This is a genomic window from uncultured Comamonas sp. (genome assembly GCF_964277875.1).
In the GTDB taxonomy this organism is placed as follows: Bacteria; Pseudomonadota; Gammaproteobacteria; order Burkholderiales; family Burkholderiaceae_C; genus Comamonas; species Comamonas sediminis.
In genome coordinates, this window is the sequence record NZ_CAXYJV010000050.1 from 122,107 (window position 1) to 147,646 (window position 25,540).

At 65.0% G+C, this 25,540-nt stretch carries 16 protein-coding genes and 1 pseudogene; 7 read left to right on the top strand and 10 right to left on the bottom strand.

The window, feature by feature from the left end; translation table 11 throughout:
- Window positions 1–107: 107 nt before the first annotated feature.
- The 5 genes and pseudogenes from ACHWUQ_RS21505 to ACHWUQ_RS21525 all read left to right on the top strand — a co-directional run.
- Window positions 108–1,022: pseudogene (locus ACHWUQ_RS21505) on the top strand (rhodanese-related sulfurtransferase); the annotation flags it as partial.
- 42 nt (window positions 1,023–1,064) lie between these two features.
- Window positions 1,065–1,733, top strand: coding sequence for a glutathione S-transferase (locus ACHWUQ_RS21510; RefSeq protein WP_312409413.1), 669 nt, complete (start codon window positions 1,065–1,067; stop codon window positions 1,731–1,733).
- A gap of 113 nt (window positions 1,734–1,846) precedes the next feature.
- Window positions 1,847–2,926: an acyltransferase family protein gene (locus tag ACHWUQ_RS21515; protein ID WP_394682404.1), complete on the top strand. Its 1,080-nt coding sequence runs from the start codon at window positions 1,847–1,849 to the stop codon at window positions 2,924–2,926.
- A complete protein-coding gene (locus tag ACHWUQ_RS21520; RefSeq protein ID WP_312409209.1) occupies window positions 2,923–3,447 on the top strand; it encodes a dihydrofolate reductase in 525 nt (174 codons plus the stop codon). Before ACHWUQ_RS21515 ends, ACHWUQ_RS21520 begins: the two co-directional genes overlap by 4 nt.
- 137 nt (window positions 3,448–3,584) lie before the next feature.
- Window positions 3,585–4,670, top strand: a complete 1,086-nt coding sequence (locus ACHWUQ_RS21525) for a metallophosphoesterase (RefSeq protein WP_312530568.1) — start codon at window positions 3,585–3,587, stop codon at window positions 4,668–4,670.
- A 90-nt stretch (window positions 4,671–4,760) separates the two neighbouring features.
- On the opposite strand, the gene ACHWUQ_RS21530 is transcribed toward ACHWUQ_RS21525, so the two are convergent.
- The 3 genes from ACHWUQ_RS21530 to ACHWUQ_RS21540 all read right to left on the bottom strand — a co-directional run bounded on the left by ACHWUQ_RS21530 (window position 4,761) and on the right by ACHWUQ_RS21540 (window position 7,331).
- Window positions 4,761–5,168 carry a heme-binding protein gene (locus tag ACHWUQ_RS21530; RefSeq protein WP_312409210.1) on the bottom strand — a complete coding sequence of 136 codons (408 nt, stop codon included), beginning with the start codon at window positions 5,166–5,168 and terminating at the stop codon, window positions 4,761–4,763.
- Window positions 5,169–5,295: 127 nt separating this feature from the next.
- Window positions 5,296–6,837, bottom strand: coding sequence for a 23S rRNA (uracil(1939)-C(5))-methyltransferase RlmD (gene rlmD, locus ACHWUQ_RS21535; RefSeq protein WP_394682405.1), 1,542 nt, complete (start codon window positions 6,835–6,837; stop codon window positions 5,296–5,298).
- Between the two features lie 71 nt (window positions 6,838–6,908).
- The gene (locus tag ACHWUQ_RS21540) at window positions 6,909–7,331 is read right to left on the bottom strand and encodes a winged helix-turn-helix transcriptional regulator (RefSeq protein WP_394682406.1); all 423 of its coding nucleotides are present in this window, start codon (window positions 7,329–7,331) and stop codon (window positions 6,909–6,911) included.
- 118 nt (window positions 7,332–7,449) lie between these two features.
- On the opposite strand from ACHWUQ_RS21540, the gene ACHWUQ_RS21545 reads away from it, so the two are divergent.
- Entirely contained in the window at window positions 7,450–7,845 is a 396-nt protein-coding gene (locus tag ACHWUQ_RS21545; RefSeq protein WP_394682407.1) for a nuclear transport factor 2 family protein, read from the top strand.
- Between the two features lie 84 nt (window positions 7,846–7,929).
- Here ACHWUQ_RS21545 and ACHWUQ_RS21550 read toward each other — a convergent pair whose 3' ends face one another.
- The 7 genes from ACHWUQ_RS21550 to ettA all read right to left on the bottom strand — a co-directional run bounded on the left by ACHWUQ_RS21550 (window position 7,930) and on the right by ettA (window position 23,483).
- Window positions 7,930–8,259 (bottom strand): hypothetical protein, encoded by a 330-nt coding sequence (locus ACHWUQ_RS21550; protein WP_239812190.1) that lies wholly within the window; start codon window positions 8,257–8,259, stop codon window positions 7,930–7,932.
- A gap of 471 nt (window positions 8,260–8,730) precedes the next feature.
- Window positions 8,731–10,938 carry an exodeoxyribonuclease V subunit alpha gene (gene recD, locus ACHWUQ_RS21555; protein WP_394682408.1) on the bottom strand — a complete coding sequence of 736 codons (2,208 nt, stop codon included), beginning with the start codon at window positions 10,936–10,938 and terminating at the stop codon, window positions 8,731–8,733.
- 11 nt (window positions 10,939–10,949) lie between these two features.
- Window positions 10,950–14,762: an exodeoxyribonuclease V subunit beta gene (gene recB / locus ACHWUQ_RS21560; RefSeq protein WP_394682409.1), complete on the bottom strand. Its 3,813-nt coding sequence runs from the start codon at window positions 14,760–14,762 to the stop codon at window positions 10,950–10,952.
- Window positions 14,763–14,767: 5 nt separating this feature from the next.
- The gene (gene recC / locus ACHWUQ_RS21565; RefSeq protein ID WP_394682410.1) at window positions 14,768–18,364 is read right to left on the bottom strand and encodes an exodeoxyribonuclease V subunit gamma; all 3,597 of its coding nucleotides are present in this window, start codon (window positions 18,362–18,364) and stop codon (window positions 14,768–14,770) included.
- Between the two features lie 136 nt (window positions 18,365–18,500).
- Window positions 18,501–19,523, bottom strand: coding sequence for a tripartite tricarboxylate transporter substrate binding protein (locus ACHWUQ_RS21570; RefSeq protein WP_312451336.1), 1,023 nt, complete (start codon window positions 19,521–19,523; stop codon window positions 18,501–18,503).
- A gap of 195 nt (window positions 19,524–19,718) precedes the next feature.
- On the bottom strand, window positions 19,719–21,758 hold the full coding sequence (locus ACHWUQ_RS21575; protein ID WP_394682411.1) for a DUF1631 family protein: 2,040 nt from the start codon (window positions 21,756–21,758) through the stop codon (window positions 19,719–19,721).
- A gap of 63 nt (window positions 21,759–21,821) precedes the next feature.
- The gene (gene ettA / locus ACHWUQ_RS21580) at window positions 21,822–23,483 is read right to left on the bottom strand and encodes an energy-dependent translational throttle protein EttA (protein ID WP_230778157.1); all 1,662 of its coding nucleotides are present in this window, start codon (window positions 23,481–23,483) and stop codon (window positions 21,822–21,824) included.
- Window positions 23,484–23,737: 254 nt separating this feature from the next.
- Here ettA and ACHWUQ_RS21585 point away from each other — a divergent pair, with 254 nt between their 5' ends.
- A complete protein-coding gene (locus tag ACHWUQ_RS21585; RefSeq protein ID WP_312451330.1) occupies window positions 23,738–25,516 on the top strand; it encodes a DEAD/DEAH box helicase in 1,779 nt (592 codons plus the stop codon).
- Window positions 25,517–25,540 lie beyond the last annotated feature (24 nt).

Here is a 25,540-nt window from a genome sequence, read left to right on the forward strand (position 1 = left end):
CCGTCCCAAGATGGCATGCCAGGGCCCTCCTCGCGTCCACCCGGCTTTTCCTCTGCCCTACCCGACAGATGCTGCCCACCGGCAGGCATCTTTCGTAGATTTTCTCCATGTCCCAGCAATACCTTACCGCCGCGCTTTACCAGTTCATTGACCTGCCGGAGTTTGCCCAGTGGCAGCAACCTTTGCAGGCGCTGTGTGACCAGCACCAGGTCAAGGGCTTGCTGCTGCTCGCCCATGAAGGTATCAACGGCACGATCGCCGGCCTGCCTGGCGATGTCCATGCGGTGCTGAACTGGCTCAAGCGCGACCCGCGCCTGGCCCATCTGGTGCACAAGGAAGCCTTTGCCGACAGCAACCCTTTCTACCGCATGCGGGTGCGGCTCAAGCAGGAGATCGTCACGCTGGGCGTGCCCGAGCTGAACCCGGCGCTCAACGCCGGCCAGTATGTGAAGCCTGAGGACTGGAATGCGCTGATCAGCCAGCCCGATGTGGTGCTGGTCGACACCCGCAACGACTACGAAGTGGGCATTGGCAGCTTTGAGGGCGCGATCAATCCACGCACCAAGAGCTTCACCGAGTTTCCGCAATGGGTGGCCGAGCAGTCCCAACCGGGTGGCGCGCTGCACGGCAAGCAAAAGGTGGCGATGTTCTGCACCGGTGGCATCCGCTGTGAAAAATCCACCGCCTATATGAAGACCCAGGGCTTTGACGAGGTCTACCATCTTGAAGGCGGCATTCTCAAATACCTGGAGACGGTGGACGCTGACGCATCGATGTGGTGGGGCGACTGCTTTGTGTTTGACGAGCGCGTGTCGGTCGGCCATGGCCTGGTGCGCGGTCCGCACCAGCTCTGCCGCAGCTGCCGCATGCCGCTGGGGGCGGACGAACTGGCCCATGCCCACTATGTGCGCGGCGTCAGTTGCCCCTACTGCCACGGCAGCCGCACGCCTGAGCAACTCGCTTCGCTGGCCGAGCGCCAGCGGCAGATGGATTTGGCGCATGAGCGCGGCGACACCCATCTGGGCCACACCCAGGCCAGCTCGCAGCAGTCGCGCCAGCAAAAAATGGCGGCACAGCAAGAGGCCTTGCAAGGCCTGCCGGTGCTGTACTCCTTCCGCCGTTGCCCGTACGCGATGCGGGCGCGCCTGGCGCTTGCCTACGCCGGAGTGGCCTGCCAGCTGCGCGAAGTGGTGCTCAAGGACAAGCCCCAGGCGCTGCTGGATGCATCGCCCAAGGCGACCGTGCCGGTGCTGGTGCTGGCGGATGGCACCGTGCTGGAAGAGAGCCTGGAGATCATGCTCTGGGCGCTGCGCCAGAATGACCCCGACCAGTGGCTGAGCCCTACCGACGGCAGCCTCGACGAGATGCTCGCGCTCATCGCCCGCCACGACAGCGTATTCAAGCCCGCGCTGGACCGCTGCAAATACCCCAGCCGCTATCCGCAAGCAGATGCGGCTGCCGCAGCGTCCACTGCCCATGCGTTCCTGGACGCGCTGAACCAGCAGCTGACTGCCACCGGCTACCTGTTTGGCCGCGACCCGAGCCTGGCCGACATGGCCATCCGTCCCTTTGTGCGCCAGTTCGCCGGTATCGACGAAGCCGCATGGCAGAATCACCCCTGGCCCCATCTGCAAGCCTGGTTGCTGCGTCTGACCGACTCGGCACTTTTTGAGCAGGTGATGGAAAAATACCCTGCCTGGCACCCGGACGAAGCGGGCGTGCTGTTCCGCTGAGCGGACGCCGCCCCCTCCCGGCACGCGAGTGACAGGCACTGCCCGCGGATGCGCAACCCTGCGCCCGCTGCAGCGCTTGCCCGGCACCGACCGCCTGCGCCCACGACCGTGCCATGATCCAGTCCATCCAGATCCTGCGTTTTGCTGCCGCCCTGTGGGTGGCGCTTTACCATGCGCGGACCTATAGCTTCTTCCCCGAACTCTCCGCCCCGCTGCGCGCCATTGCCGAGGGCGGCTTTGTCGGTGTCGACATCTTCTTTGTGATCAGCGGCGTCATCATGGCGCTCGCCACCACCCATACCCCCAGCGGCCTGCGCCCATCGGCCCAGTTTGTTGCCACCCGCTTTGCCCGCATCTACACCGGCTGGTGGCCTGCAATGCTGCTGTACGTCGTCGGTTTGCAGGCGCTGGGCACCATGCCGCCCGATGTGCATCTGCTGTCGTCCGCGCTGCTCTACCCGGCCAATTTCAGCCTCCATATCAATGCGGTGATCTGGACCTTGGTCTACGAGCTGTATTTCTACCTGCTCATCGGCGCCAGCCTGCTGCTGGCCAAGCCCTGGCGCGACCGCGCGCTGGCGCTCTGGGCGCTGGTCATCGCCGTGCTGGTGCTGTATTACGCCGCAACAGGCCGCTACCGCCCGGACATGTTCTCGCAAGCGACGCCGCTGGTCTGGTTCTATGCCGCGCCGCTGGTGCTCGAGTTCTTTGCCGGGTACTTCTTGTACCGCTGGCTGCAGCGCAGGCCCCAGCAACACTGGTGGGCCTGGCTGTTGGCCAGCGCCCTGCTCTGCGCGGCTGCCGTTTACTACAGCGTCACCGCCACGTTGTATGCACCGGGCATCGTCGGCTTTTTCCACTGGCCGGAGCGTGCCCTGCTGGTGGGGGCTGCAGCCACCGCCCTGGTCGGTGCCGCCTTGCTGTTGCCAGTGCCCCGGCATGCGGCATGGCGCTTGCTCGCCAAGCTGGGCGACTACGCCTTCGCCATCTATTTGCTGCATCTGCTGGTGTTCCAGCTCGCGCAGCACTCCATCACCTCAATGGCGCTGGAAATACCGCACCGCGCCTTCAGCCTGCTGCTGGTGCTGGCGGCGCTGGTCGCGCTGTCGGCGCTGTACTACCACGCCATCGAACACCCCATCTACCAAGCCTGCCGCCGCGCCATTGCGCGCTGGGCGGCTCCCAAGCCATGACCCAAGCCCGTATCCATCTGATCTATGCCCGCGCCCGCAATGGCGTGATCGGCCGCGACAACCAACTGCCCTGGCACCTGCCCGAGGACATGGCTTTTTTCAAGCAAAAGACAGCCGGGGGCACCGTCGTCATGGGCCGCAAGACCTGGGATTCGCTGCCGCCGCGCTTTCGCCCGCTGCCGGGCCGCGACAATGTGGTCGTCACCCGCCAGAGCGGCTGGCAGCCCAGCCCTGCCAGCGAAAGGGTGCATGTCGCTGCTGACCTGCCGCAGGCGCTGGCCACCGCCCAGGGGCTGGGCCAACCGGTCTGGGTGATTGGCGGCGCGCAGATCTATGCCCAGTCGCTCGCGCTGGCAGACGAGGTCTGGGTGACCGAGATCGACCAGGATTTTGACGGCGACGCCCATGCACCCGTGCTGGATGACCGGTGGCACGAGGTCTCGCGCGAAGCCCAGACCAGCAGCAATGGTCTGCCGTTTGCGTTTGTCTGCTACCAGCGTAGGCAAGCCCCAAAGTCCTGAGTAGGACAGGCCGAGGTCCCAAGGCACCACGCTGGTGCAGCGCAGCAAATTGATGCAAAATGGATTTCATCAAATAGCAATCTGCGGCGTGCCGGACCAAGCGCTGGGGCGACGCAACAAGACGGAACACTGTGACGATGAGCCTGGTACAAGCTTTGCCCGCCGGCCCGTTGGATGTGATCGGCGATGTGCACGGCGAGCGCCTGGCATTGGAAGCGCTGGTCCGGCATCTGGGCTATGACGACAATGGCATCCATCCGGCCGGCCGTACGCTGGTCTTCGTCGGCGATTTCTGTGACAGAGGCCCCGACAGCCCTGGCGTGCTGGCCCTCGTGCGCCGCTGGGTGGAAGCCGGCAATGCCTGCGCCGTGCTCGGCAACCACGAGATCAACCTGCTGCGCGAAGACGCCAAGGACGGCTCGGGCTGGTACTTTGACGAGCGCATCGAGGCCGACAACCTCAAATATGCACCCTATGCGCGTGCGGACAGGGCCTTTGACGACGAAATGCTGCCGTTTTTGCGCCAGTTGCCGCTCGCGCTGGAGCGCGCAGACCTGCGCATCGTTCATGCCGCATGGATCGGCGACAAGATCGACCAGGCCCGGGCACTGCCGCTTGGGCGGGTGGCGCAGGACTATGACCGGCTGGAGCAAGAGGCCTATCTGCACGCAAAAACGCTGGGCATCCCCGCCCAGTTGAAGGCCGAAAACCAGGCCTGGCCCTACCACCTCGAAGATGGCGCCCATTGCCCGCCCTTCATGCCTGCGCATGCCGACAGCGAGCTGAACAAGTCCCAGTACAACCCCCTCAAGGTGCTGAGTTGCGGGGTGGAGCGCAGAGGCAGCGAGCCCTTTTTTGCGGGTGGCAAATGGCGTTTTGTCGAGCGGGTGGCCTGGTGGGATGCCTATACGGACAGCACACCTGTCGTCGTCGGCCATTACTGGCGCCGCATCCATGAGCTCGACCGCTCGGTGCTGGGCAAGGGGGACCAGGACCTGTTCGCCGATATCGCCCCCCACGCCTGGCACGGGCTGCGCGGCAATGTTTTTTGCGTGGACTTTTCCGTGGGCGCGCGCTGGACGGCCCGGCTCGCAGGCCAGCCGCCGGAGCAGGACTTCAAGCTCGCGGCGCTGCGCTGGCCGGAGCGGGTGCTGGTGCTCGATGACGGCAGTGCAGAGCCCACCACCGGCTTTATGCAGGCGGCCGTGCCAGCGCTGGTGTGACGCCCGGGTCAGCCCCTGATGCATGGAAAAAGCGGCCAGTGGCCGCTTCGTCGTTGATGGGCTCGCTGCCCTGTTTGGAGTGCTCGTGCCTTACAGGCCCAGGGCTGCAATGCCCGCCTTGGCAATCTGCGCATCTTCCGGTGCCTTGACACCGCTGACGCCCACAGCGCCCACACATTCGCCGTCCTTCATGATCGGCACGCCGCCTTCGAGCATGCCATCGATCAGCGGAGCGCTCAGGAAAGCGGTGCGGCCGCCGTTGATCATGTCTTCAAAACCCTTGCTCTCGCGGCGGCCCAGTGCCGAGGTGCGGGCCTTGGCCACGCAGATGTGGGCCGACACGGGGGCTGCGCCGTCGCGGCGGATCATGCCCAGCAGGTTGCCGCCGTCATCCACCACGGCAATGCTCACGATCCATTGGTTCTTGACCGCTTCGGCCTCGGCCGCATTCAACACCGCCTTGACATCGGCCAACTCCAGCACTGCTTTGGTTTTCATGGTGACTCCTTGGAAAAGATGGGGGAAACCCGGTTGTTCAGCATGCCAGCATAACGGCATTACAGCGCGCTAATTGATCAGCGGCATCACAGCATTTGTGCCTAAAACGTCGGTAATCCCCATCGGTTTAGGCGGCTGCACCTTCCGCAGCAGCCGGGGCCTCTGCATCGGCCATCTCGGTCTCAGTCTTGACCGACGGCGCATGGCCATCCCACTCAAACACCGCCATGCTCTCGACGTGGGCCGTATGCGGGAACATGTTGACCACACCGGCAGCCACGCACCGGTAGCCGGCCTGGTGCACCAGCAGACCGGCATCGCGTGCCAGGGTCGCCGGGTTGCAGCTCACATACACAATGCGCTTGGGCGGTGTCCAGTCCTTGGCGCTGTCGGGCAGCGGCGCCGTGTCGGGTACCTGGTGGCGGGCCTTGTGGATATCAGCCAGCGCCTTGGACAGTGCGAATGCGCCTTCACGCGGTGGATCGACCAGCCATTTGTCGGCCTGGCCATCGGCGATCAGCATCTCCGGCGTCATCTCGAACAGGTTGCGGGCCACAAAGCGCGTGGGCGCCAGCGCATTGCCTGCGGGGCGGCTGGCATTGTTGGCGGCATAGTTCTCGTGCGAGCGCTGCACCAGGGTCTCCGAGCCTTCGATGCCCAGCACCTCACCGGCCATCGTGCCGATGGGCAGGGTGAAGTTGCCCAGACCGCAGAACCAGTCGATCACGCGCTCGGTCTTCTTCGCATCCAGCAGGCGCAGCGAGCGCGTCACCAGCACCTGGTTGATGTGGGGGTTGACCTGGGTGAAGTCGGTGGGCTTGAACGGCATCGTGATGCCGAAATCGGGCAGTGCATAGGACAGCTGCGCGCCGATGCCGTCCATCAGGTGCACGGTGTCCGGCCCCTTGGGCTGCAGCCACCATTGCACGTTATGGGCTTCGGCAAAATCGCGCAGGCGCTGCATGTCGGCGTCGCTCAGCGGCTCCAGATGGCGCAGCACCAACGCGGTGACATGGTCGCCGCAGGCCACTTCGATCTGCGGGCAGGTCTCGCGGGCATCGAGGCTGCCGATCAGCGCGCGCATCGGCATCAACAAGGCATCGACATGCGGCGGCAGGATCTTGCAGGTTTCCATGTCGGCGATGTAGCGGCTCTTGCGCTCATGGAAGCCCACCAGCACCTTGCCCTTCTTGGCGACATAGCGCACCGACAGGCGCGAGCGGAAGCGGTAGCCCCAGCTGGGGCCTTCAATGGGGCGCATCACCGTCTCGGGCACCACCTTGCCCAGGTGCCAGAGGTTGTCCTCCAGCACGCGCTGCTTGGTCGCAATCTGGGCGCCGACGTGCAGATGCTGCATCTTGCAGCCACCGCAGGCACCGGCATGCAAGCCAAAGTTGGGGCAGCCGGGCCGCACACGCTGCGACGACTCGCGGTGGATCTGCAGCAGATCGGCCTGCTCCCAGTTGTTTTTCTTGCGCCGGGTCTTGGCGCTCACCCATTCGGTGGGCAAGGCACCGTCAACAAAGACGACCTTGCCGTCGGCACGGCGCGCGACACCCTGGGCATCCATGTCCATGGACACGATCTTCAAGGCATCTGCGGGGAATTGGGCCGCCTCGGCGGCATCGGGGGATTCGGAAATGGTCTGTGGGGTCTGCGCTTCGCTCATCCCGGTATTTTCGCAGGCTGGACAATGGCCTGCGGCCAACCTCTGGCAATTTGGCGTGCGGGAGCGCAAAATCACGACGGCGCCCAGATCAGCTTTGCCAATGCCGGGTCTTGCTGTGCTGCCGCCTCGTCGTAGCTGTCCCGATGGCGTATCACCTCATCCATATGCCGCTCGGCCCACAGGCGAAGCGCATCCAGCGTGTCAGCCAGCGACTGGCCCAGCGGAGTCAGGCTGTATTCCACTTTGGGCGGCGAACAGGCAAAGACTTCGCGCCGCACGATGCCATCGCGCTCCAACGCCCGCAGCGTTTGCGTCAGCATCTTTTGAGACAGGCCCTCAATGCCCTTGCGCAACTGCCCAAACCGCCACGTCCCTGCGCGCAGCAGGCCCAGCACCAGCACTGTCCATTTGTCGGCTACGCAATCGAGCACCTGCCTGGTGGGGCCGGTGGCGAGATAAGGGTTCCATGCAGGCTGCCAGGGGTCAATGGTCACTTTTTGGTTCCTATGTCACTTTTCAGTGTCTTATTGCAACTATTGATCGCTACCTTTAATCTCATCGTTTTTCATGCATCTGCCCACGGCAGCTTGGCTTATTCAACAAGGAGAGAAGATGAACACAGCACAGAACATGGATGTCGTACGCCGCTACTTTGAGGCTGTCGCAAAAGGCGATCTCGAGGGCGTTGGCGCCGCTTTCAGTAACGACATTGAATGGCACCAGCCCGGCAAGGGCACGCTATCTGGATTGCACCGTGGCAAGGCTGCCGTCTTCACACTGCTGGGCCAATTCATGCAGCGCAGCCAGGGAAGCTTTCGCATCGACAAAGTCGGCCCGCTGATGGCCCAGAGCGATCTGGTCAGCACCTCCTTGCACTTCTGCGCTGAAAAGCCAGGTGCAGCCATCGCCATGTCGGGCATCGATGTGCTGCGCATCGAGAACGGACTCATCCGGGAAGTATGGCTCTTCTCTGAAGATCAGGATGCGGAGGACGCCTTCTGGGGCTAACAGCGCTGGGCAGGCCAGCACGATGAGGCCTGTTTGAAAAACACAAAGGGCAGCCGCGCTGCCCTTCGGTATTTTGTGTAGCGATTACTGCGCAGTGATCATGCTGCCCATGTTCAGCTGGTCAGTCACCATGTTGGCACTGCTCGATGTGCGCTTCTTGGCGCCCGGCAGCGCATGGACTTCGGTGACGCAGACGCTGTTGTTGGGCGTGAAGACCACGCGGCTGCCGCTGGGCAGCTCGCCTGCAGTCTGGTGCAGCGGCTTGGACATGTCGACCGGTGGTTCCGCACTGCGGTAAATCACTTCGTTCTTGCTGTCATAGACCGTGTAGCAGGTCGCCTGCGCCCAGGCCGAGGCGGTGAGCGCCAGCATCGCAAGTGCTGTGGATTTGAAGCTGTAACTGGAACCAGGCATGGTAGGACTCCCGCAATATTTTTTATCGATCCGGTGAAGTTACCAAATTTTCCCAAACGGCGCATCCCCATTTGCCGGGGAAAGGTCAAGAAAAATCAACCAAAAACAAAAACTTACATAAAACGAGCGCTTGGCACTGATTTATTCAAATTTGATATTGATAATTATTCTCATTCAATGCTAAGATTCGCCCATCGCCGCTGGCAGGGGCTGGGTGCATACAGACATGCCCCCGGCCCTCGCAACGGTGATGGTTTCATCGTGGGGCGACTCTTGGGGCCCGTTCAGCCCCAGGGTCGTTTTGGCCAGCCAACGATCTTTTCGCACAGCCACGCATTTTTTCGATGAAGCCCGCGCAGTCCATGGCCCCTGCCCATCGCCGCCGCTGCGACCGGTGTTTGCTGAACGATAGCCCTGCCCTGCTGCACCGGCCCGCGTTGTCCACGCCTCCGCAATCTCCAACACCCGCTGCTACAGCTCGCCTTGCCGCAATCCGCTCGAGCGCCTCACCTGGCGTTCCGTCGCCTCTTCCAACACCGAGAAGTTACTGCTGCCGCCTGCCACCACGGTCAGCCAGCGCTTGGCGCGGGTCATGCCGGTGTAGACCAGCTCGCGCGTCATGATGGGCGACAGGCTGGGCGGCAATACCACGGCCGCATGGCTGAACTCCGAGCCCTGCGATTTGTGGATCGTCATTGCATAGACGGTTTCCACCGCCTGCAAGCGGCTGGGCAGCACCCAGCGCAGGCCTTCGCTGGTCGCAAACACCACGCGCAGGGCGCCCGGTGCCATACCGGCCCCGCCGGTCTCGGGCGCCTGGTTCGCCGGCATCTGCACGGTGATGCCGATATCGCCATTCATCAGCTTGAGGCTGTAGTCATTACGGGTCACCAGCACCGGCCGGCCGGCATACCAGCCGCTGCTTTGTGCAATCAGCTCGCGGTGGGCCAGCAGCTGGGCAATGCGCTCGTTGAGCCCTTCCACACCCCAGGGGCCGCTGCGCAGCGCGCAGAGCACCTGGAACTCGCCATGCGCCTTCAACAGCCGCAGCGCCCAGGCATTCAAGGCCTCGGGGCCGGGGTTGGGCGGCATCTCGCGCAGCAACTGCAGGTAGTGGCCATAGCCCACGGGCCCGGCATCGCGCTTGGCGGCGCTGTCGACAAAACGCTTGCCGCCGCCATCGAGCACCAGTTGCGCGAGAGATGAATGTGTCGGGTCCGGTACCGCATACGCGGCCAGGTCGGGGTAGCCTGCCTTCAGCAGCGGCTTGATGGCCTTGCGCCTTCCGGCATTGACGACACCGGCCAACTGGCCGATGCCGCTGTCGGCATGGAAACGGTGGCTGACCCGCAGCATCACCACCGCCTGGTCCAGCGGCTTGCCTGCAATATCTTGCAGCTCCGCAGGCACCTGCTGGCCGGTCACCTGCTGCAGCCACTGTGCCGTTTCGTGCCAGTAGAGGCCGCGCTCGGCCTGGGCGCAAAGCTCCCCGAGCACCGCGCCGGCTTCCACCGATGCGAGCTGGTCCTTGTCGCCCAGCAGCACCAGACTGGCCTGCGGCGGCAGCGCCGACAGCAAGGCGGCCATCATCTCCAGGTCAACCATCGAAGCCTCATCGACCACCAGCACATCCAGCGCCAACGGGTGCTGGGCATCATGGCGGAAATGCCGGCTGTCAGGCCGGCTGCCCAGCAAACGGTGCAAGGTCTGGGCTTCCGACGGGATCAGCGGCTTCAAGCTCCGGGGCCCGCCACCCTCGGCCGGCGGCAAGGCAGGCAGCTGCGCATCATCGAGGCGCTGCAAGGCCTGCACGATGGATTCGGACAAGCGCGCTGCCGCCTTGCCGGTGGGCGCCGTCAGGCAAATGCGCAGGGGCCGGCCGCCTTGCTGCAAGGCCATGCTCTGCAGCAGCGCCAGCAGCTTGACAACGGTGGTGGTCTTGCCGGTGCCCGGTCCGCCGGTAATGATCGAAAACGCGCTCGATGCTGCCAAGGCGCAGGCCATTTTTTGCCAGTCGGGCGAATCGGGAACCTGGTGCGGTGCCGGTGCAAACAGCTGGTCCAGTGCCTGGCGCAGCATCGCATCCTGCGCGGCACTGCGGCCCTGGCGCAAATGCTGGCTGGCAGTGATGCGCTGGCCAATGGCCTGCGCCACGTCCTGCTCGTACTGCCAGTAGCGGCGCAGATAGAGACGATCCCCCTGCAGCACCAGCGGTGTGCCGCCTTGGCTGGGCTTGCCGGGCGCGGCCACCAGCACACTGGCCTGCAGGGCCGATTGCCACTGCAGCAGGTTGACCTGGGCCAGCAGCTCGCTGGGCAGCGGCAAGGGCGTGGGCTCGGTAGCACCACTGCCCTGCGCGACGGTATCGGGCGGCAGCGACAGCGCAAAACGGCTGTTGTCCAACGTGGCTTGCAGATCCAGGCAGACATGGCCACGGCCCAGCTGGTGGCTGGCCAGCGCAGCGGCCAGCAGCACCAGCGGCGATGCGCCGGGATCGAGTTCATGCAGAAAAAGCACCAGCGCCTGGTCCAGGCTGCGCAGCCATCCATGGGCGGTCCAGCGCTCTACCGTGTGCAGCAGGCTGGCGGTCGCGCCGTCCGGCACGGCCGGCGTACGTACTGCGGATTGCTGGTGGGGCACGCCCTGCGGGGGCGTGCCGTCCTCGGGTTCTGTCGTCATTGCATTCTTCATCATTGCGCAAACAGCGCATCGAGCGCATCCATCAGCGCGCGCGGGGGTTTGTCCTGGTAGAGACCCTGGTGCTCCGCACCCACGCCTCGCAAAAACCAGTACTGCACGCCGCCCACATCGCGCTCGTAGTCATAACCGGGCAGGCGCTGCTGCAGCAAGCGGTGCAGCGCATAGGTGTACAGCACATACTGCAGGTCATAGCGGTGTTGCAGCACAGCAGCCGCCATGGCCTGCGGCGTGTAGGCCGTACTATCCGCGCCCAGCCAGTTGGATTTGTAGTCCATCACGTAATAGCGGCCGCCATGCTCGAACACCAGGTCCATGTAGCCCTTGAGCATGCCATGGAGCTGGTTGGGGAGCAGCGCCGGCCTCGGCTGGCCCGGCAGCACATGCTGCTGCACGAGCGTGTCGAGCTGACCGGTCGAGGCCCGGTTGATCGACAGCCAGAACTCCATCTCGACCTGGTAATCGCCCAGCGACTGCAGTGCGGCAGGCGTCTCGCTCGGGGCACCCTGCAGCAGCAACGGCGTCTGCAGCCATTGCCGGACGAAGCCTTGCAAGGGTGCGGCCCAGTCCCCCCAGCCGCGCACCTGGCAGCGGTAGGCGATGATGCCATCCAATGCCGCTGGTTTGCTCAGTACCGTGGCAAAACCCTCTTGCGCGCACCACTCCAGCAGGCCGTGCAGAAAGTTGCCCGCATCCGGGCCCTTGGGAAACGCATGCAGGCTGCCCGGCTGCGGCTGGCCGGGCGCGGTGGCCTCGGGCAGTGCTTCCTGGGGCTCGAGATACTGGTCCTGCTCTGCGGTTTCGGGCTCGGCCGCAGTGACGGCTTCTTCGTTCCACAGGCCTTGCGAGGGGACCGCCAGGCCCAGCCGCTCGGTCAGTGCGGAGAAACTGGCGATCCACCAGTGCTCATCGGCTTGTCTGCGGGGGCGGCGCGCCGGGTGAACAGCCGGCGGCCGCTCGGGCTGGTAGCGCTGCAGGCTGACCTCGGGGACCGGCTGCACTGCCATCTGCGGGCAGCTGCTGGCAAATTCCTGCAGGTAGGCATGCAGCGCCAGATCGGGCAGCTTTTGCCCGCCCGCCAGCAGGTAACCGACAGCGCTTTTCTCCAGGCTGCCTGCGCGGCTCATGCCCTTGGCGAGCGGTGCCACTCCCAGCCACAGCGCGTACTGGGCCCGCGTCAGTGCCACATAGAGCAGGCGCATGTCTTCGCTCAGGCGCTCGTCGTTGTGGGCGCTGACCGCCTCGGCATGCTTGTTGTTCAGCTCCACGACCAGGTCACCCGAAGCAGCATCGTGGTACTGCGCATAGCCCCGGCTCTTGCCGTCAAAATCGCGCCAGCTGCTGATGAAGGGCAGCAGCACCAGCGGGTATTCCAGGCCCTTGGACTTGTGGATGGTGACCACCTTGATCAGGTCCGCATCGCTCTCCAGGCGCAGGATCTCCTCCTCACCCTCGGGGCTGTCCATCTGCTCGGCCAGGCGCCGGATCAGCGCCTGCGCACCCTCCACCTCGGTCGAAGCACGCTGCAGCCATTCGGCCAGGTGCAGCACATTGGTCAGGCGCCGCTCGCCGCCGGGCTGGCCGAGCCAGCGGGCGGGCAGGTCAAAATCGAGCAGCCACTGGCGCAGCATCGGCAACACGCCTTTTTTCTGCCATAGCTGCTGCAGTAAACGTGTGCGCAGCGCCAGGTGCTCCCAATGCTGTTCATCATGGTTGAGCCGCTCCAGTTCCTGCCACGACCAGTCCATCGACGCGGTGGCCAGCGCCACCCGCAGCAGGCCGTCATCGCCAGGCGCATTGACGGCGCGCAGCCAGCGCAGCATGTCAGCGGCCTCACCCGTCTGGAACACCGAATCGCGGTCCGACAGGTAGACACTGGCCAGGCCCCGGTCCTTGAGCGCATTGCGCACCAGCTCGGCCTCGGCACGGCCCCGCACCAGAATGGCGATATCGGCCGGACGCAGCGGCCGGCCCAGCGCATCCGGCGATTGGCCAAAACCGGCCTGCCCGGCCCGGGCAGCATTGAGCCAGGCGGTGATCTGGCTGGCGGCCGACTGTGCCATGCGCTGGCGGTAGGCGGATTCGGCCACGCCGGTACGCGCGCTCTTGCCAGCGCCTGCGGCATCGCCATGCTCGTCGGGGGCTTCAGCCTGCGCCTGCACACCCGCTTCCATGGTCCACAGGGTAATCGCCGCAGGGGCTGCGCCCTGTAAGAAGAGCGCATCGGCCCGCCCGTGCGCACCGACCGCCACAAAGGGCACCGGGTTGCGCTGCAAGTCCTCGCGGAAGCGAAAGGCCGCCCGGGGATGCCCCTCGGCATGCACAAAGCAATGGTTGATGGCCTCCACGACCGCCTGGGTGGAGCGGTAGTTGGTGCCCAGCGAGTAATGGCGCCCCTGGGTGGCAGCGCGGGCGCGCAGGTAGGTGTAGATATCGGCACCGCGAAACGCGTAGATCGCCTGCTTGGGGTCGCCGATCATGAACAGGCCCTGCGCGGGGTCGTTGTCCGCGATGCGGTAGATGCGTTCAAAAATGCGGTATTGGAGTGGATCGGTGTCCTGGAACTCATCGATCATTGCCACCGGAAACTGGCTGCGGATGCGCTGCGCAAGAGCGTCGCCCCCGGGCGCATGCAACGCAGCATCCAGGCGCTGCAGCAGGTCGTCAAACCCCAGTTCGCCACGGCGCTGCTTCTCGCCCTCCAGCGCGCGCTGTATGTGGGCCATTGCATGGCGCAGAAGCAGCGGCTTGAGCGGCGTGGCCGCTTGTGCGCCTTGCGCCACCGCCTCCAGCCAGGCGTCGATCGCAGCAAAGGCCGCATGCTCGGGCACCACGACCCCTTTCTTGGCCTTGATGCCCGACTGGCCGAAGGCCCGTATCTTGGCGGGCGCCGGCTCGCCAGCACTCCAGGCCGCCATCGCGGCCAACCAGGCCTCGAACACGCCTGGCTCGTCCTTCTTGGGATAGGTGACGCCGTTGAGGCCCGGCACCAGCGCGATGAGCAACGCCTCCAGCTCGGCCCGGTGCTGCTGCCACAACTGGCGGGCGGCATTCTCCAGCGCGCCATGGCGGGCGGCAGCCTCGCTGGCCTGGGCCAGCAAAGCCGGCAGGTCGACCTGGCCGGCAGGCGCCAGTTGCGCGCCCTCGTAGCGCCAGTCGGCATCCTGGCGGCTGAGCATGGGCTGGATGGCCTGCTGCAAGGCCTGGGGCGTGGCCACCACTTGCAGCAAGCTGCGCAGCGACGTCGCGGGCAGGTCGTAGAACTGGCGGCGCCAGTAGTCCTGCACCACCTGGGTCAGCAATTCGCTCTGGTCGGTGATGAGGCTTTGCTGGAACAGGCTGCCGCTGTCAAATGCATGTTCGCGCAGCATGCGGTAGCACCAGCTGTGGATGGTGGATACCGCTGCCTCATCCATCCAGTTGGCGGCCTCGTGCAGCACACGGGCGCAGGCAGGCCAGCGGCTGCTGGGGTAATCGGCCCGCAGCGCCAGCAGCAAGGGGTCCGTTGCCTCTTCGCTGCCGCTGCCCTCCGGGTCCTGCGCGAACAGCTGGGCCGCTTCGGACAGGCGGTGACGAATGCGGTCGCGCAGCTCCTGCGTGGCCGCATCGGTAAAGGTCACCACCAGAATATCGGGCGGCGCCAGAGGCCGCCCAAAGGCCTGCTCTCCTCCATGCTGCAGCACCAGCCGCAGGTACAGCGCAGCAATCGTATAGGTTTTGCCGGTGCCGGCACTGGCTTCGATCAGCCGGCTGCCCCACAGCGGAAAACGCAGCGGATCCAATGCCAAGGTGGTATCGGGTGGCATCGCGCTCATTGCGGCGGCCCCTCCCCATCGCCCGCACCACCCTCTGCAAAGCGCGCCAGCGCCTGCGGATGCTGGCCATTGACCAGTTGCACATGGGCGAGCATGTCGCCATACAGCTGCTGGGCCACGTCCAGCAGACCGGCAGCCAGCAGCGCATCAAAATCCGGAAACACCCGGGCCAGCTCGGCCGAGCGTTGCAGCTCGCCGGTGCCCCGGTAGCTGTCGTCGTACAGCGACGCCAGCTGCCCGGCCGATGCAGCCGGTGACAGGCTGGCGATGGAGGTACGAACCGCTGCCGGCAAGGGCGCGCGCATGCCTTGCTGCCACAGCGCCAGCAACTGGCGCCACGCCGTCTGGGCATCGCCAGCGGCCAGCGCGGGAAACACTGCAATGCCCGATTCGGTGCAGACCACGGTCGTCAGCGCCTGGCCGGCGTTGTGCCAGGCCAGGTGCTCCACCCAGGCGCGCACCAGGCGGTCATAGCGCAGCTGCTCGCCGGCATGCAAGCGGCCGGCGGACAGGCTGATCTTGGCGGCATGCCGCTGGCCGGCGGCATCAGTCCAGCGCAGACCGCGCAGCCAGTCGGCCACGGCCGGGCCCTGCGTGCCGCCGCTGTAGCGCAGCTCCAGCGCATCGCTGCCCGCCTGCGGCCAATAGCGCAGCGCTGCCGCATACACCTGCAGCGCACGCAGGGCCGCGTCGCAGGCAGGCTCGAGCGCGCAATCGGCAAAGGCGCGCAGCGGCAGCCGCCCTTCCAGCCGCAGCCGCTGGGCCGCAGCATCGAGCTGCGCGCGCAGCTGGGGCGCATCGGCCGCCGCGCCGGGGTTGTCGCGCACCCAGGGCTCCAGCGCGCTCAGCAAGCCCGCCTGCAGGCTCCAGGCCTGCAGGCCGTCCGGGGCAAACATCTCCTCGTCCTGGCCGGTCAGGTCCTCGTCTTCAAAAAACACGCGCAGGCGCTGGCGGAAGAATGCGGCGACGGGCTTTTGCGCAAAGTCCTGCAGTTGGCGCAGGTTCAGCGCTGCGTCCAGCCCCATCTCGGGCAAGGCCTCCAACGCGTCTTCGGTTGCCTCGGTCGGCAGGCCTTCACCGTGCACACCATGCCATTCCTGCGCATAGGTATAGAGGCCATCGCTGCCCGCCTGCGCAGGGGGCTGTGCGAAGTAGCGCGGGCTGAAGGGTTGCAGCGGGTGCTCCTGCGTGAGCGCGCGCAGCAGCGCCTGCCCCGAGGCAGGGCCCGACAGCCCGGCGGGGGCGCCTGCCAACTGCCAGCCCTGGGCCAGATGGTCGCGCAGCTGGCCGATCAGCACCGATGGCGGGCGGGCCGTGCTATCACGGATGCTGCGCCCTACCCAACTGATGTAGAGTTGCTCGCGGGCCGACAACACAGCTTCCAGCAGCAAGTAGCGGTCATCATCGCGGCGCGAACGGTCACCGGGCCGGTACTGCTGGCGCATCAGGTCAAAGTCCAGCACCGACACCGGGCGCGGGTAGGCCCCATCGTTCATGCCCAACAGGCACACCACGCGAAAAGGAATCGCGCGCATCGGCATCAGGCTGCAAAAGCTCACCGCCCCCGCCATGAAGCGCTGGTTCAAGCTGCTGGTATCCAGGCCTGCCAGCCAGGCCTCGCGTGCCACACACAGCGGCAACGCTTCGTCAAACGCCGCCGCCTCGCATTGGCCCAGCCAGCGTTCCAAGCCTTGCAGCAGCTGCATCTGCAGCAGTTTTTCATGGTCTTGCTGAGGATCGAACAGCAGCTCCAGCACCGTTCGTGCCCGTTCCACCCAGGCACCGGGCGATACCTCCTCGTCCAGCAGACTGCAGGCTTGCTCCAGTGCGCGCAGCAGGGCCGCCAGGCCACCCAGTGCTGCGGCATCGAGACCGCCAATCTCATCGTAGGGCTGGATATCGTCCAGCGCCTGACCGCGCCCCACGGCAAAGCCCAGCAGCATGCGGCGCAGGCCGAAGCGCCAGCTGTTGGTCTCCCCGGCCTGGGCCAGGCCAATGCGTGCGCGCTGCGCGGCATCCAGCCCCCAGCGCACACCGGCGCCTTCAATCCAGCGGTGCAGCAAGGCCAGATCGTCCGGGTCAATGCCAAAGCGCTGGCGCACCGCATCGACGGCCAGCAGATCGAGCACTTCGCTGACGGCAAAGCGGCTCTCAGGCATGGCCAGTACATGCTCCAGCGCAACCAGCATCGGCTCGCGCCCACGCTGGCTCTGGTCGGCCAGCGAATAGGGAATAAAACGCGCATCGCTGCGGGCTATGCGGCCAAACACCGCATCGATATGCGGTGCATAGACCTGGATGTCGGGCACCATGACGATGATGTCACGCGGGCGCAGGCCCGGGTCGGCGCCCAGGCGGGCGAGCAACTGGTCGTGCAGCACCTCCACCTCGCGCTGCGGGCTATGCGCGGTCTGGAAGCGGATGGAGCCATCCTGCGCCGGGTCCACCGCCGGCCACAGCGCGCGGCTTTCGGCCAGCGGCCGCAGGTCCAGGATGTCGTCCTGCAACTGGGCCAGCATGTGGCGGGGCTCGGCCTCGCCAAACAGATCAATGCGCCCGCCGTTGACCGGGCTCAGCAGCGAGGCGTACTGGTCAGGCTGGTCGAATTCGTCAATCAGGTGGATATAGTCGCGCCCCTGCTTGCCCCAGGCGGCCAGCAGCGGGTGGGCATGCTGGTGCAGGTCATCGTCATGGATGAGCCCCTGCATGCTGCCCTTGCGCTGTTGCCGCCGGTACTGGTGGCGCAGCAAATCCTTGTCGGCAACGATGTCCGACCAATGGTGGCGGCAGGGGTTGTGCACGCACAGCAGCACCTGGCTGCTGCGCGACATGGCAGCCAGCGCCTGCAAGGTCTGCGCCGGCATCGAAGAAATGCCAAATACCACCACCCGGCGCGGCAGCCCGGGCATGTGCCGGGCCTGGGGCGACTGCCAGTACTGCACGAAGCGCTGGTGCACGGCGGCGCGGCTGGTCTCCATGCCGGCAGCGCCCACGTCGTCCAGCAAGCTGCGCCACAGCTGTGCCTGCCAGCGCTGCTCCTGCTCCAGCGGTTTCGCATCGCCGCGCGCACTGCGCAGCTGGTCACGGCCTTCCGCCCAGTCGCGCAGCCAGTCGGCGCGGTAGACCTGGTACTGGTCGAACAGGTCGGCGATGCGCTCGGCCAGTTGGAAGCGCCGGCGCTGGTCATGGTCCTCGGCGAGAAACCGCTGCAGCGCGGCGAACGCAGGCTGGGCCAGCAGACCGGGCAACAGGCGCATCAGGCGCCAGGTCAGCGGCTGCTTGTCCAACGGCGAGATTTCGGGGACCTCGTGCTTGCCGAGCACTGCCCGGTAGGCCTGCCACAGAAACTGCGCGGGCAACTGCAGATCGACGGCGGCAGTGATGCCGCATCCTCCTTCCGCGACCGGCTGCGCCATCGACAGCTTGAGCCACTGCGCAATGCCATTGCTCTGCACCAGGATCGTCTCGCTCTCCAGGGGCCGCAGCGGGTAGCGCTGCATCCAGGCCACGACCAGGTCACGCAGAGCCTCCGGATGGTTGCTGTGTATCACCATCAAGCCGGGGGTCATCGCTGGTACGGGGGAAGATTGCATCAGAAGGGGGAAGATCGGTCAGGCTGTGCCAGCTTGGGACTGTAACGCAGGCCCGGCCCACCGCGATTGCAAAGGTCGGTGAGGCCGATAAAAAAGGCAGCCGAAGCTGCCTGTGCGGAGGGGGAGTCGGCCCGGCTCAATCCACGGTCGCGCCCGAGGATTTGACGACCGGCGCCCAGGCCGCCACTTCGGACTTGATGAAGGCGCCAAACTGCTCGGGCGTGTTCTTCTCGGCCACGGCGCCCAGCTTTTCATAGGCTTCCTTGACCTGGGGCTTGTCAAAGGCACGGTTCATCGCAGCGTTGAGCTTTGCCACCACTTCAGGTGGCGTGCCAGCCGGTGCAATCAGGCCGAACCAGGACGAAACATCAAAAGGCTTGATCCCGCTTTCTTCCATCGTCGGCAGATCGGGGGCGGTGGGCGAGCGCTTGGTGGTGGTGACCGCCAGCGCCTTGAGCTTGCCCGCCTTCACATGCGGCCAGGCCGAAGGCATGTTGTCGAACATGAACTGCACCTGGCCGGCCATCAGGTCGGTGAGCGCAGGCGAGCTGCCCTTGTAAGGGATGTGCTGGGTCTTGAGACCCGTGCGCAGCTTGAACAGCTCACCGGCCATGTGGATCGACGTGCCGCTGCCCGACGACGCATAGGAGACCTTGTCGGGGTTGGCCTTGGCAAAGGCGATGAGCTCCTGCACATTGTTGGCAGGCACGCTGGGGTTCACCACCAGCACATTGGGCACCTTGGCGCCCAGCGCGACCGGTGCAAAGTCCTTTTCCAGGTCAAAGCGCACCTTCGGGTAGAGGGTCTGGTTGATGGCACTGGTGACCGCGACAAACAGCAAGGTGTAGCCGTCGTTCTCGGCACGCGCGACCTGCTCGGTGGCGATGTTGCTGCCGGCGCCTGGCTTGTTGTCCACGACGAAGGACTGGCCCAGCTCGGCGGTCAGCTCCTTGGCCATGATGCGTGCCACCACGTCGGTGGTGCCGCCGGCAGAAAAGCCCACCACCACGCGCACGGCGCGCTCGGGGTATTTCTTGGGGTCTGCGGCTTGCGAGGCCAGGGGCAGCAGCGCGGCGGCACCCAGCAGGGTGGCGGCCAGCACGTGACGGCGCGAGGGCATGCAGGCGGCCGCGATGCGGCTGCACGAAGAGGGGCTCATGGTGTCTCCTTGGCACCTGGACGCTGAGCACATCCAGGCGGTTGGCTTATAGGCTTGTAGCGGCTGCAGCCTGATGCGGCGGCAGACCTTCGGGGCAGATCACCCCAAACCGCAAGATTGTGCCACGGCAGCGTGCGCCTGAGACGCTATGACCTTTGCACTGCATGGAAAGGTCCGAAAAGCCGTACAACGATCTCAGACCGGCCGCACGGCCTGCTCTTGCGCCAGCTTCTCCAGCATGCGGCGCGTGATCGACTGGCTCGCGCCTCCGCTGGCGACAAACAGGAACATCGTCGAGCGCGCATTGGTCCAGCTCAGCTGCTTGGGCACCCAGCCACCGCCCTGGCCCAAAAACTCCAGCCAGACACCGGCTTCCAGCCGCTTGCCACCAATCCAGAGCCCCACGCTGTCGGGTTTGGGCGCATCCAGCATCGAGCCGGTCACGATGATCGCGGGCTCATCCTCGCCAATCGCATCGACGGCATCGGGCAGCTGTGCCCATGCCGAAGGAGACGGCGCAGGTGACACGCCGGCGGCCGCCGATGAAGCCGGCAGGGCGCGTGCCACAGCGGGCACCGGGTGCAGCCCCTCTTCCTGCACCATCTGCAGCTCGACCAGCGCGCTCGGCGCCATCTGAGCCACGGCGGTCAGCACCGGTGCAATGCGCTCCGGCATCCACCCGATGCTGGTCAGCCCTGCCTTGAGGCGCGTGAGCAGCGAGGGGATCAGCATGTCCGCATCGTGGTGCATGCCTGCGCTGGCATTGGCGCCGGCCAGCGCCAGCACATCGTCCACCGCCTCCTGGTAGGCGCGGTAATGCGATGACGAGATGCCCGAGCGCTCGGCCGCCTGCTGCAGCACCTTGGGCCAGGCGCCCGTCAATGCCGCCAGCAGCGCGGGATCCACATCAAAACTGTGCAGACTGGTCGCCAGGCGCAGCATCACGTCCGCCTCGATCTTTTCGAGGCTGGCCGAGGCGCTGTCGTCCGTGGCGGCTGGGACCGTGATCGGTGCAGCAGACGCCACGGATGCGCCTGCCGCCGGGGCCTGAAGCGGCACGGCTTGCGGGGTGGGCGGTACCGGGGCATCACGCTCTGCCTGCATCTGGGCCAGTTGCGCCCAGTCAGACTCGGGGCTGATGCTGATCAACCCCGATGCGCCCCACTGGCTCTCCAGCAGCATGCTGCTGGCGTAACCGGAATCATCGACATCCTGCAGCGCAGACGACAAGCGGGGCTTGAGCCGCACGCCGAAGCGGCTGAGCGCCAGGGCAAAATCCTCGGCCCTGGGCTGGGCCAGAGCCGACAGCGCTTCTACAGTTTCGCTCACCAGCTGGGGAAACTGCGGATCGGACAGCGCACGCCCCTCTTCCTTGAGCACGGTGGCCTTGTCGACAATGGTCTGCACCAGCACGCGCGCAGGGTGGTCGGAATCACTCCAGAACGATGCATCCTGGCCGGCCATGCGCTCCATCACCGGAATCAGGGTTTTGTAGGCTCTGACGGCACCGACAGGACAATGCGCGGGGATGTCGAACAGTGTCTTGATCCGCTGCACAAAACTGCGGGTGTTGTCCTTGGCAGCGCGGCGCTTGAGCTCGGCCCTGGCCAGCAGCTCGGCATAGCTGTTCATCGCCAAGGTCATGATGCGCTGGTAGTTCGTCTGCAGGTGGTCCGCCATGACGCCCACCATGTCCGGCAAGAACAGCGCCGTGGCGTCTGCAGACATCTCCACATCGCTCAACGTGGCCTGCAGGCTGTCAAGGTAGACGGTATGGTGCAACGGGTTGCCATTGCGCCAGTAACGGGTGATCTTGCGCAACGGGCGGTAGACGCGCTCCAGGCCTGTCAGGCTCTGCTCGGTCTGCTGCAGCAGGTTGATCTGCATGCGCCCCCACTCGATCTGGGCACGCAGCGCATTGCGGTCCTCGGGCAGGCCATCGGTCAGGCCCTGGCTGCTCATCTGGGCGTGGTAGTCCTCACGTTTGCCTTCGGCAATGGCAAACACGGCCTGGCGCAGACGCAGCGCATACGCGAGCGGCAGCTGTGCCTTCTTGCTGGCGAGCTGGCCTTGCGCGTGGCGCAACAATTGTTGATCTTCAGCGTTGCTGTAAGACGACAATTGCGCAGCCAGGGAAGCCAATGCAGCATTGACCATGGCGGCCATCAAAGGCTCCGCCTCCTGCAATGCCTGCTCCAGACAGGTGTCAAATACCGATACGGCCCGTTGCTCCACGCTTCACCTCTCCCAGTTAAAACGCCCGCCGCTTCTGTAAAGCGACGGGCGTACGGTGTGGGTTTACTTCAGGGCTTTGTAGCGCATCCGCTTGGGTGCCGCCCCTTCTTCTCCCAACCGCTTCTTCTTATCTGCCTCGTATTCCTGATAGTTTCCATCAAAAAATACCCACTGGCTATCCCCTTCCGCCGCCAGGATATGGGTCGCGATGCGATCCAGGAACCAGCGGTCGTGGGAAATGACCAATACTGTACCCGCATATTCCAGCAATGCGTCTTCCAGTGCACGCAGGGTTTCCACGTCCAGGTCGTTCGACGGTTCGTCCAGCAGCAGCACGTTGCCGCCCTGGATCAAGGTCTTGGCCAGGTGCAGGCGGCCGCGCTCACCGCCGGAGAGGTTGCCGACCTTCTTTTGCTGGTCCTGGCCGTTGAAGTTGAAACGGCCCGCATAGGCACGCGAGGCCATCTGGAACTTGCCCACGTTGATGATGTCCAGACCACCGGAGATGTCCTCCCACACGGTCTTGTCGTTGGCCAGCGCATCACGGTGCTGGTCCACAAAGGCCATCTTCACGGTCTGACCGATTTCGACCTCGCCCGAATCAGGCTGCTCCTTGCCGGCGATCAGCTTGAACAGCGTGGACTTGCCTGCGCCGTTGGGGCCGATGATGCCGACGATGGCGCCCGCAGGGATGTTCATGCTGAGGTTGTCAATCAGCAGACGATCGCCAAAGGCCTTGGACACATTCTTGAACTCGATGACGCGGCTGCCCAGACGCTCGGCCACAGGAATGAAGATTTCCTGCGTTTCGTTGCGTTGCTGGTATTCGTAGTCGCTCAGCTCTTCAAAGCGGGCAATACGGGCCTTGGACTTAGCCTGGCGCCCCTTGGCATTCTGGCGCACCCATTCCAGCTCCTTCTTCAGCGCCTTGGCACGGGCTTCTTCGCCCTTTTGCTCCTGCTCCAGGCGGTTGCCCTTTTGCAACAGCCAGTCGGAGTAGTTGCCCTTGTAGGGAATGCCGTGGCCACGGTCCAGTTCCAGAATCCACTCGGCCGCGTTGTCCAGGAAGTAGCGGTCGTGGGTAATGGCCACCACGGTGCCGGTGAAACGGTGCAGGAACTGTTCGAGCCAGTCCACCGATTCGGCATCCAAGTGGTTGGTCGGCTCGTCGAGCAGCAGCATGTCAGGCTTGGACAGCAGCAGCTTGCACAGCGCCACGCGGCGCTTTTCACCGCCGGACAGCTGGCCGACGATGGCATCCCAGGCAGGCAGGCGCAGCGCGTCTGCAGCGATCTCCAGCTGGTGCTCGGAGTCGGTGCCGGCAGCGGCGATCACCGCTTCCAGCTGGCCTTGCTCGGCAGCCAGCGCATCGAAGTCGGCGTCTTCTTCGGCGTAAGCGGCGTAGACCTCTTCCAGGCGTGCCTTGGCGTTGTTGACCTCAGCCATCGCCTCTTCCACCGCCTGGCGCACGGTGTGCTCGGGGTTGAGCTGGGGCTCTTGCGGCAGATAGCCGATCGACAGGCCTGCCATCGGGATCGCTTCGCCTTCGAATTCCTTGTCGACGCCTGCCATGATCTTGAGCAAGCTGGACTTTCCCGAACCGTTCAGACCCAGCACGCCAATCTTGGCGCCCGGGAAGAAGCTCAGAGAAATACCCTTCAGAATCTGTCGCTTCGGAGGAACCGTCTTGGTGACGTTGTTCATCGAAAAAACGTATTGAGCCATGTGTTCTTTTGGTAAATCAGTAAAAAAATATGCGATTTTTGATCGCGGCCACCCTGGGATTATCGGTGCATGCGACAATACCTGCAGTCAAAGGCTCCAGTTGCCTAGGACTTCAGCGCTTATGCTGGGGACGATGGACACAGTTCCGGGCTCCCTCTTTGAACCCATCTGCCTATCTGACTGGCTGCAATTATTCCAAAAAATTGCTTAGACGAGGCCGATACCCAGCGTCCAGGTTGGACGCATCTGATCCAATGAACTTTGAAGAACTGAATCTGGCACCTGCCATTGTGCAGGCTGTGCGCGAACAAGGCTACGACACGCCTACTCCCATCCAAGCTCAGGCTATCCCGCTGGTGCTGCAAGGCAGCGATCTGCTGGCCGGCGCACAAACCGGCACCGGCAAAACGGCCGCCTTCACGCTGCCGATGCTGCAGCGCCTGACCGAGTCCCAAGGCAGCCTCAACAAATGGGGCAACAAGGCCATCCGCGCCTTGATCCTGGCCCCTACCCGCGAACTGGCCGCCCAGGTGGAAGAGAATGTGCGCCTCTACGCTGCACACCTGGACATCAAGTCCACTGTCATCTTTGGTGGCGTTGGCATGAACCCCCAGATCGACCGCATCAAAAAGGGTGTGGATGTGCTGGTGGCCACACCTGGCCGCTTGCTCGATCTGCAGCAACAAGGCTTTCTGGACCTGTCCACGGTCGAGATCCTGGTGCTTGACGAAGCCGACCGCATGCTGGACATGGGTTTCATCCACGACGTGAAGAAGGTGCTGGCCCTGGTGCCCAAGGACAAGCAGAGCCTGCTGTTCTCCGCCACCTTCAGCGATGAGATCCGCGAGCTGGCCAACGGCCTTCTGAAGAATCCCCAGTCCATCCAGGTGACGCCGCGCAACACCACGGTGCAGCGCATCAAGCAGGTGATCCACCCGGTGGGCCGCGGCAAGAAAAAGCAGGTGCTGCTGCACATCGTGCAGGAGAACAACTGGAGCCAGGTGCTGGTCTTCACCCGCACCAAGTTCGGCGCCAACAACGTGGCCGAATACCTCAGCAAGAATGGCGTCTCGGCCATGGCCTTGCACGGCAACAAGAGCCAAAGCGCCCGCACCCAGGCGTTGGAAGGCTTCAAGTCCGGCGACCTGCGTGCGCTGGTCGCCACCGATATCGCAGCGCGCGGTATCGACATCGACGAGTTGCCCAACGTGGTCAACTACGAAATCCCCAATGTCTCGGAAGACTACGTGCACCGCATTGGCCGCACCGGCCGCGCGGGCCGCGAAGGCAACGCCGTGAGCCTGGTGTGCATGGATGAAGAAGGCTTCATGATGGACATCGAGCGCTTCACGAAGCAGGACATCCCTGTGCAGGTGCTCGAAGGCTTTGGCCCTGAAGAAGGCGAAAAGGCCGAGCCCATCGCCATGGGCCGCCAGACGATCTGGGGCGGCGCGGGCAAGGCCCCTGGCCGTGATGTGATGCAGGCAGCGGCCAAGGCTGCGCGCCAGGAAATGATGGAACGCGTGCGTACCAACAAGGTGGCACGCGGCCCCGGCGGCGGTAACGCAGGTGGTGGCCAGCGCGGCGGCAATGCCAAGCGCGGCCCCGGCCCACGCGGTGAACGCGCCGAAGGTGGTGCTGATTTTGGCGGCGAAGGCATGGACCAGGCACGCCGCGAGCAGCGCCCACCACGCCGCGACGGCCGCCAAGGCCCACGCCACCCATCGGGTGAGGCACGCGGCCCACAACGCCAGTCGCAAGGCCCGCGCCAAGGCGGCGCTGGTGCTGCCCGTGGCCCCCGCCAGGACAGCGAACGCCAGCCCCGCGCTGATGCCCACCTGGGCACGCAGTTTGGCGGCACGGTCGATGGCCGTGACCACCGCCGCAGCGGCGCGGCACAGCCCGATCCGATGCGCACCAGCGTGGACAGCATGGCCGAACGCGGCCGCCGTGGCGGCTTCGGCGGTGGCAACCGCAATGGCGGCGGCGGTGGTGCTGGCCGAGGTGGCCGCAACCACTCGTTCTCGCGATAAGCAGCGTGAAGTGGGGACGAATCC

Coding starts and splice junctions, on each gene's coding strand:
- ACHWUQ_RS21510 (WP_312409413.1), top strand. CDS start 1,065: ATGGCGGCACAGCAAGAGGCCTTGCAAGGCCTGCCGGTGCTGTACTCC.
- ACHWUQ_RS21515 (WP_394682404.1), top strand. CDS start 1,847: ATGATCCAGTCCATCCAGATCCTGCGTTTTGCTGCCGCCCTGTGGGTG.
- ACHWUQ_RS21520 (WP_312409209.1), top strand. CDS start 2,923: ATGACCCAAGCCCGTATCCATCTGATCTATGCCCGCGCCCGCAATGGC.
- ACHWUQ_RS21525 (WP_312530568.1), top strand. CDS start 3,585: ATGAGCCTGGTACAAGCTTTGCCCGCCGGCCCGTTGGATGTGATCGGC.
- ACHWUQ_RS21530 (WP_312409210.1), bottom strand. CDS start 5,168: ATGAAAACCAAAGCAGTGCTGGAGTTGGCCGATGTCAAGGCGGTGTTG.
- rlmD (WP_394682405.1), bottom strand. CDS start 6,837: ATGAGCGAAGCGCAGACCCCACAGACCATTTCCGAATCCCCCGATGCC.
- ACHWUQ_RS21545 (WP_394682407.1), top strand. CDS start 7,450: ATGAACACAGCACAGAACATGGATGTCGTACGCCGCTACTTTGAGGCT.
- ACHWUQ_RS21550 (WP_239812190.1), bottom strand. CDS start 8,259: ATGCCTGGTTCCAGTTACAGCTTCAAATCCACAGCACTTGCGATGCTG.
- recD (WP_394682408.1), bottom strand. CDS start 10,938: ATGACGACAGAACCCGAGGACGGCACGCCCCCGCAGGGCGTGCCCCAC.
- recB (WP_394682409.1), bottom strand. CDS start 14,762: ATGCCACCCGATACCACCTTGGCATTGGATCCGCTGCGTTTTCCGCTG.
- recC (WP_394682410.1), bottom strand. CDS start 18,364: ATGCAATCTTCCCCCGTACCAGCGATGACCCCCGGCTTGATGGTGATA.
- ACHWUQ_RS21570 (WP_312451336.1), bottom strand. CDS start 19,523: ATGAGCCCCTCTTCGTGCAGCCGCATCGCGGCCGCCTGCATGCCCTCG.
- ettA (WP_230778157.1), bottom strand. CDS start 23,483: ATGGCTCAATACGTTTTTTCGATGAACAACGTCACCAAGACGGTTCCT.
- ACHWUQ_RS21585 (WP_312451330.1), top strand. CDS start 23,738: ATGAACTTTGAAGAACTGAATCTGGCACCTGCCATTGTGCAGGCTGTG.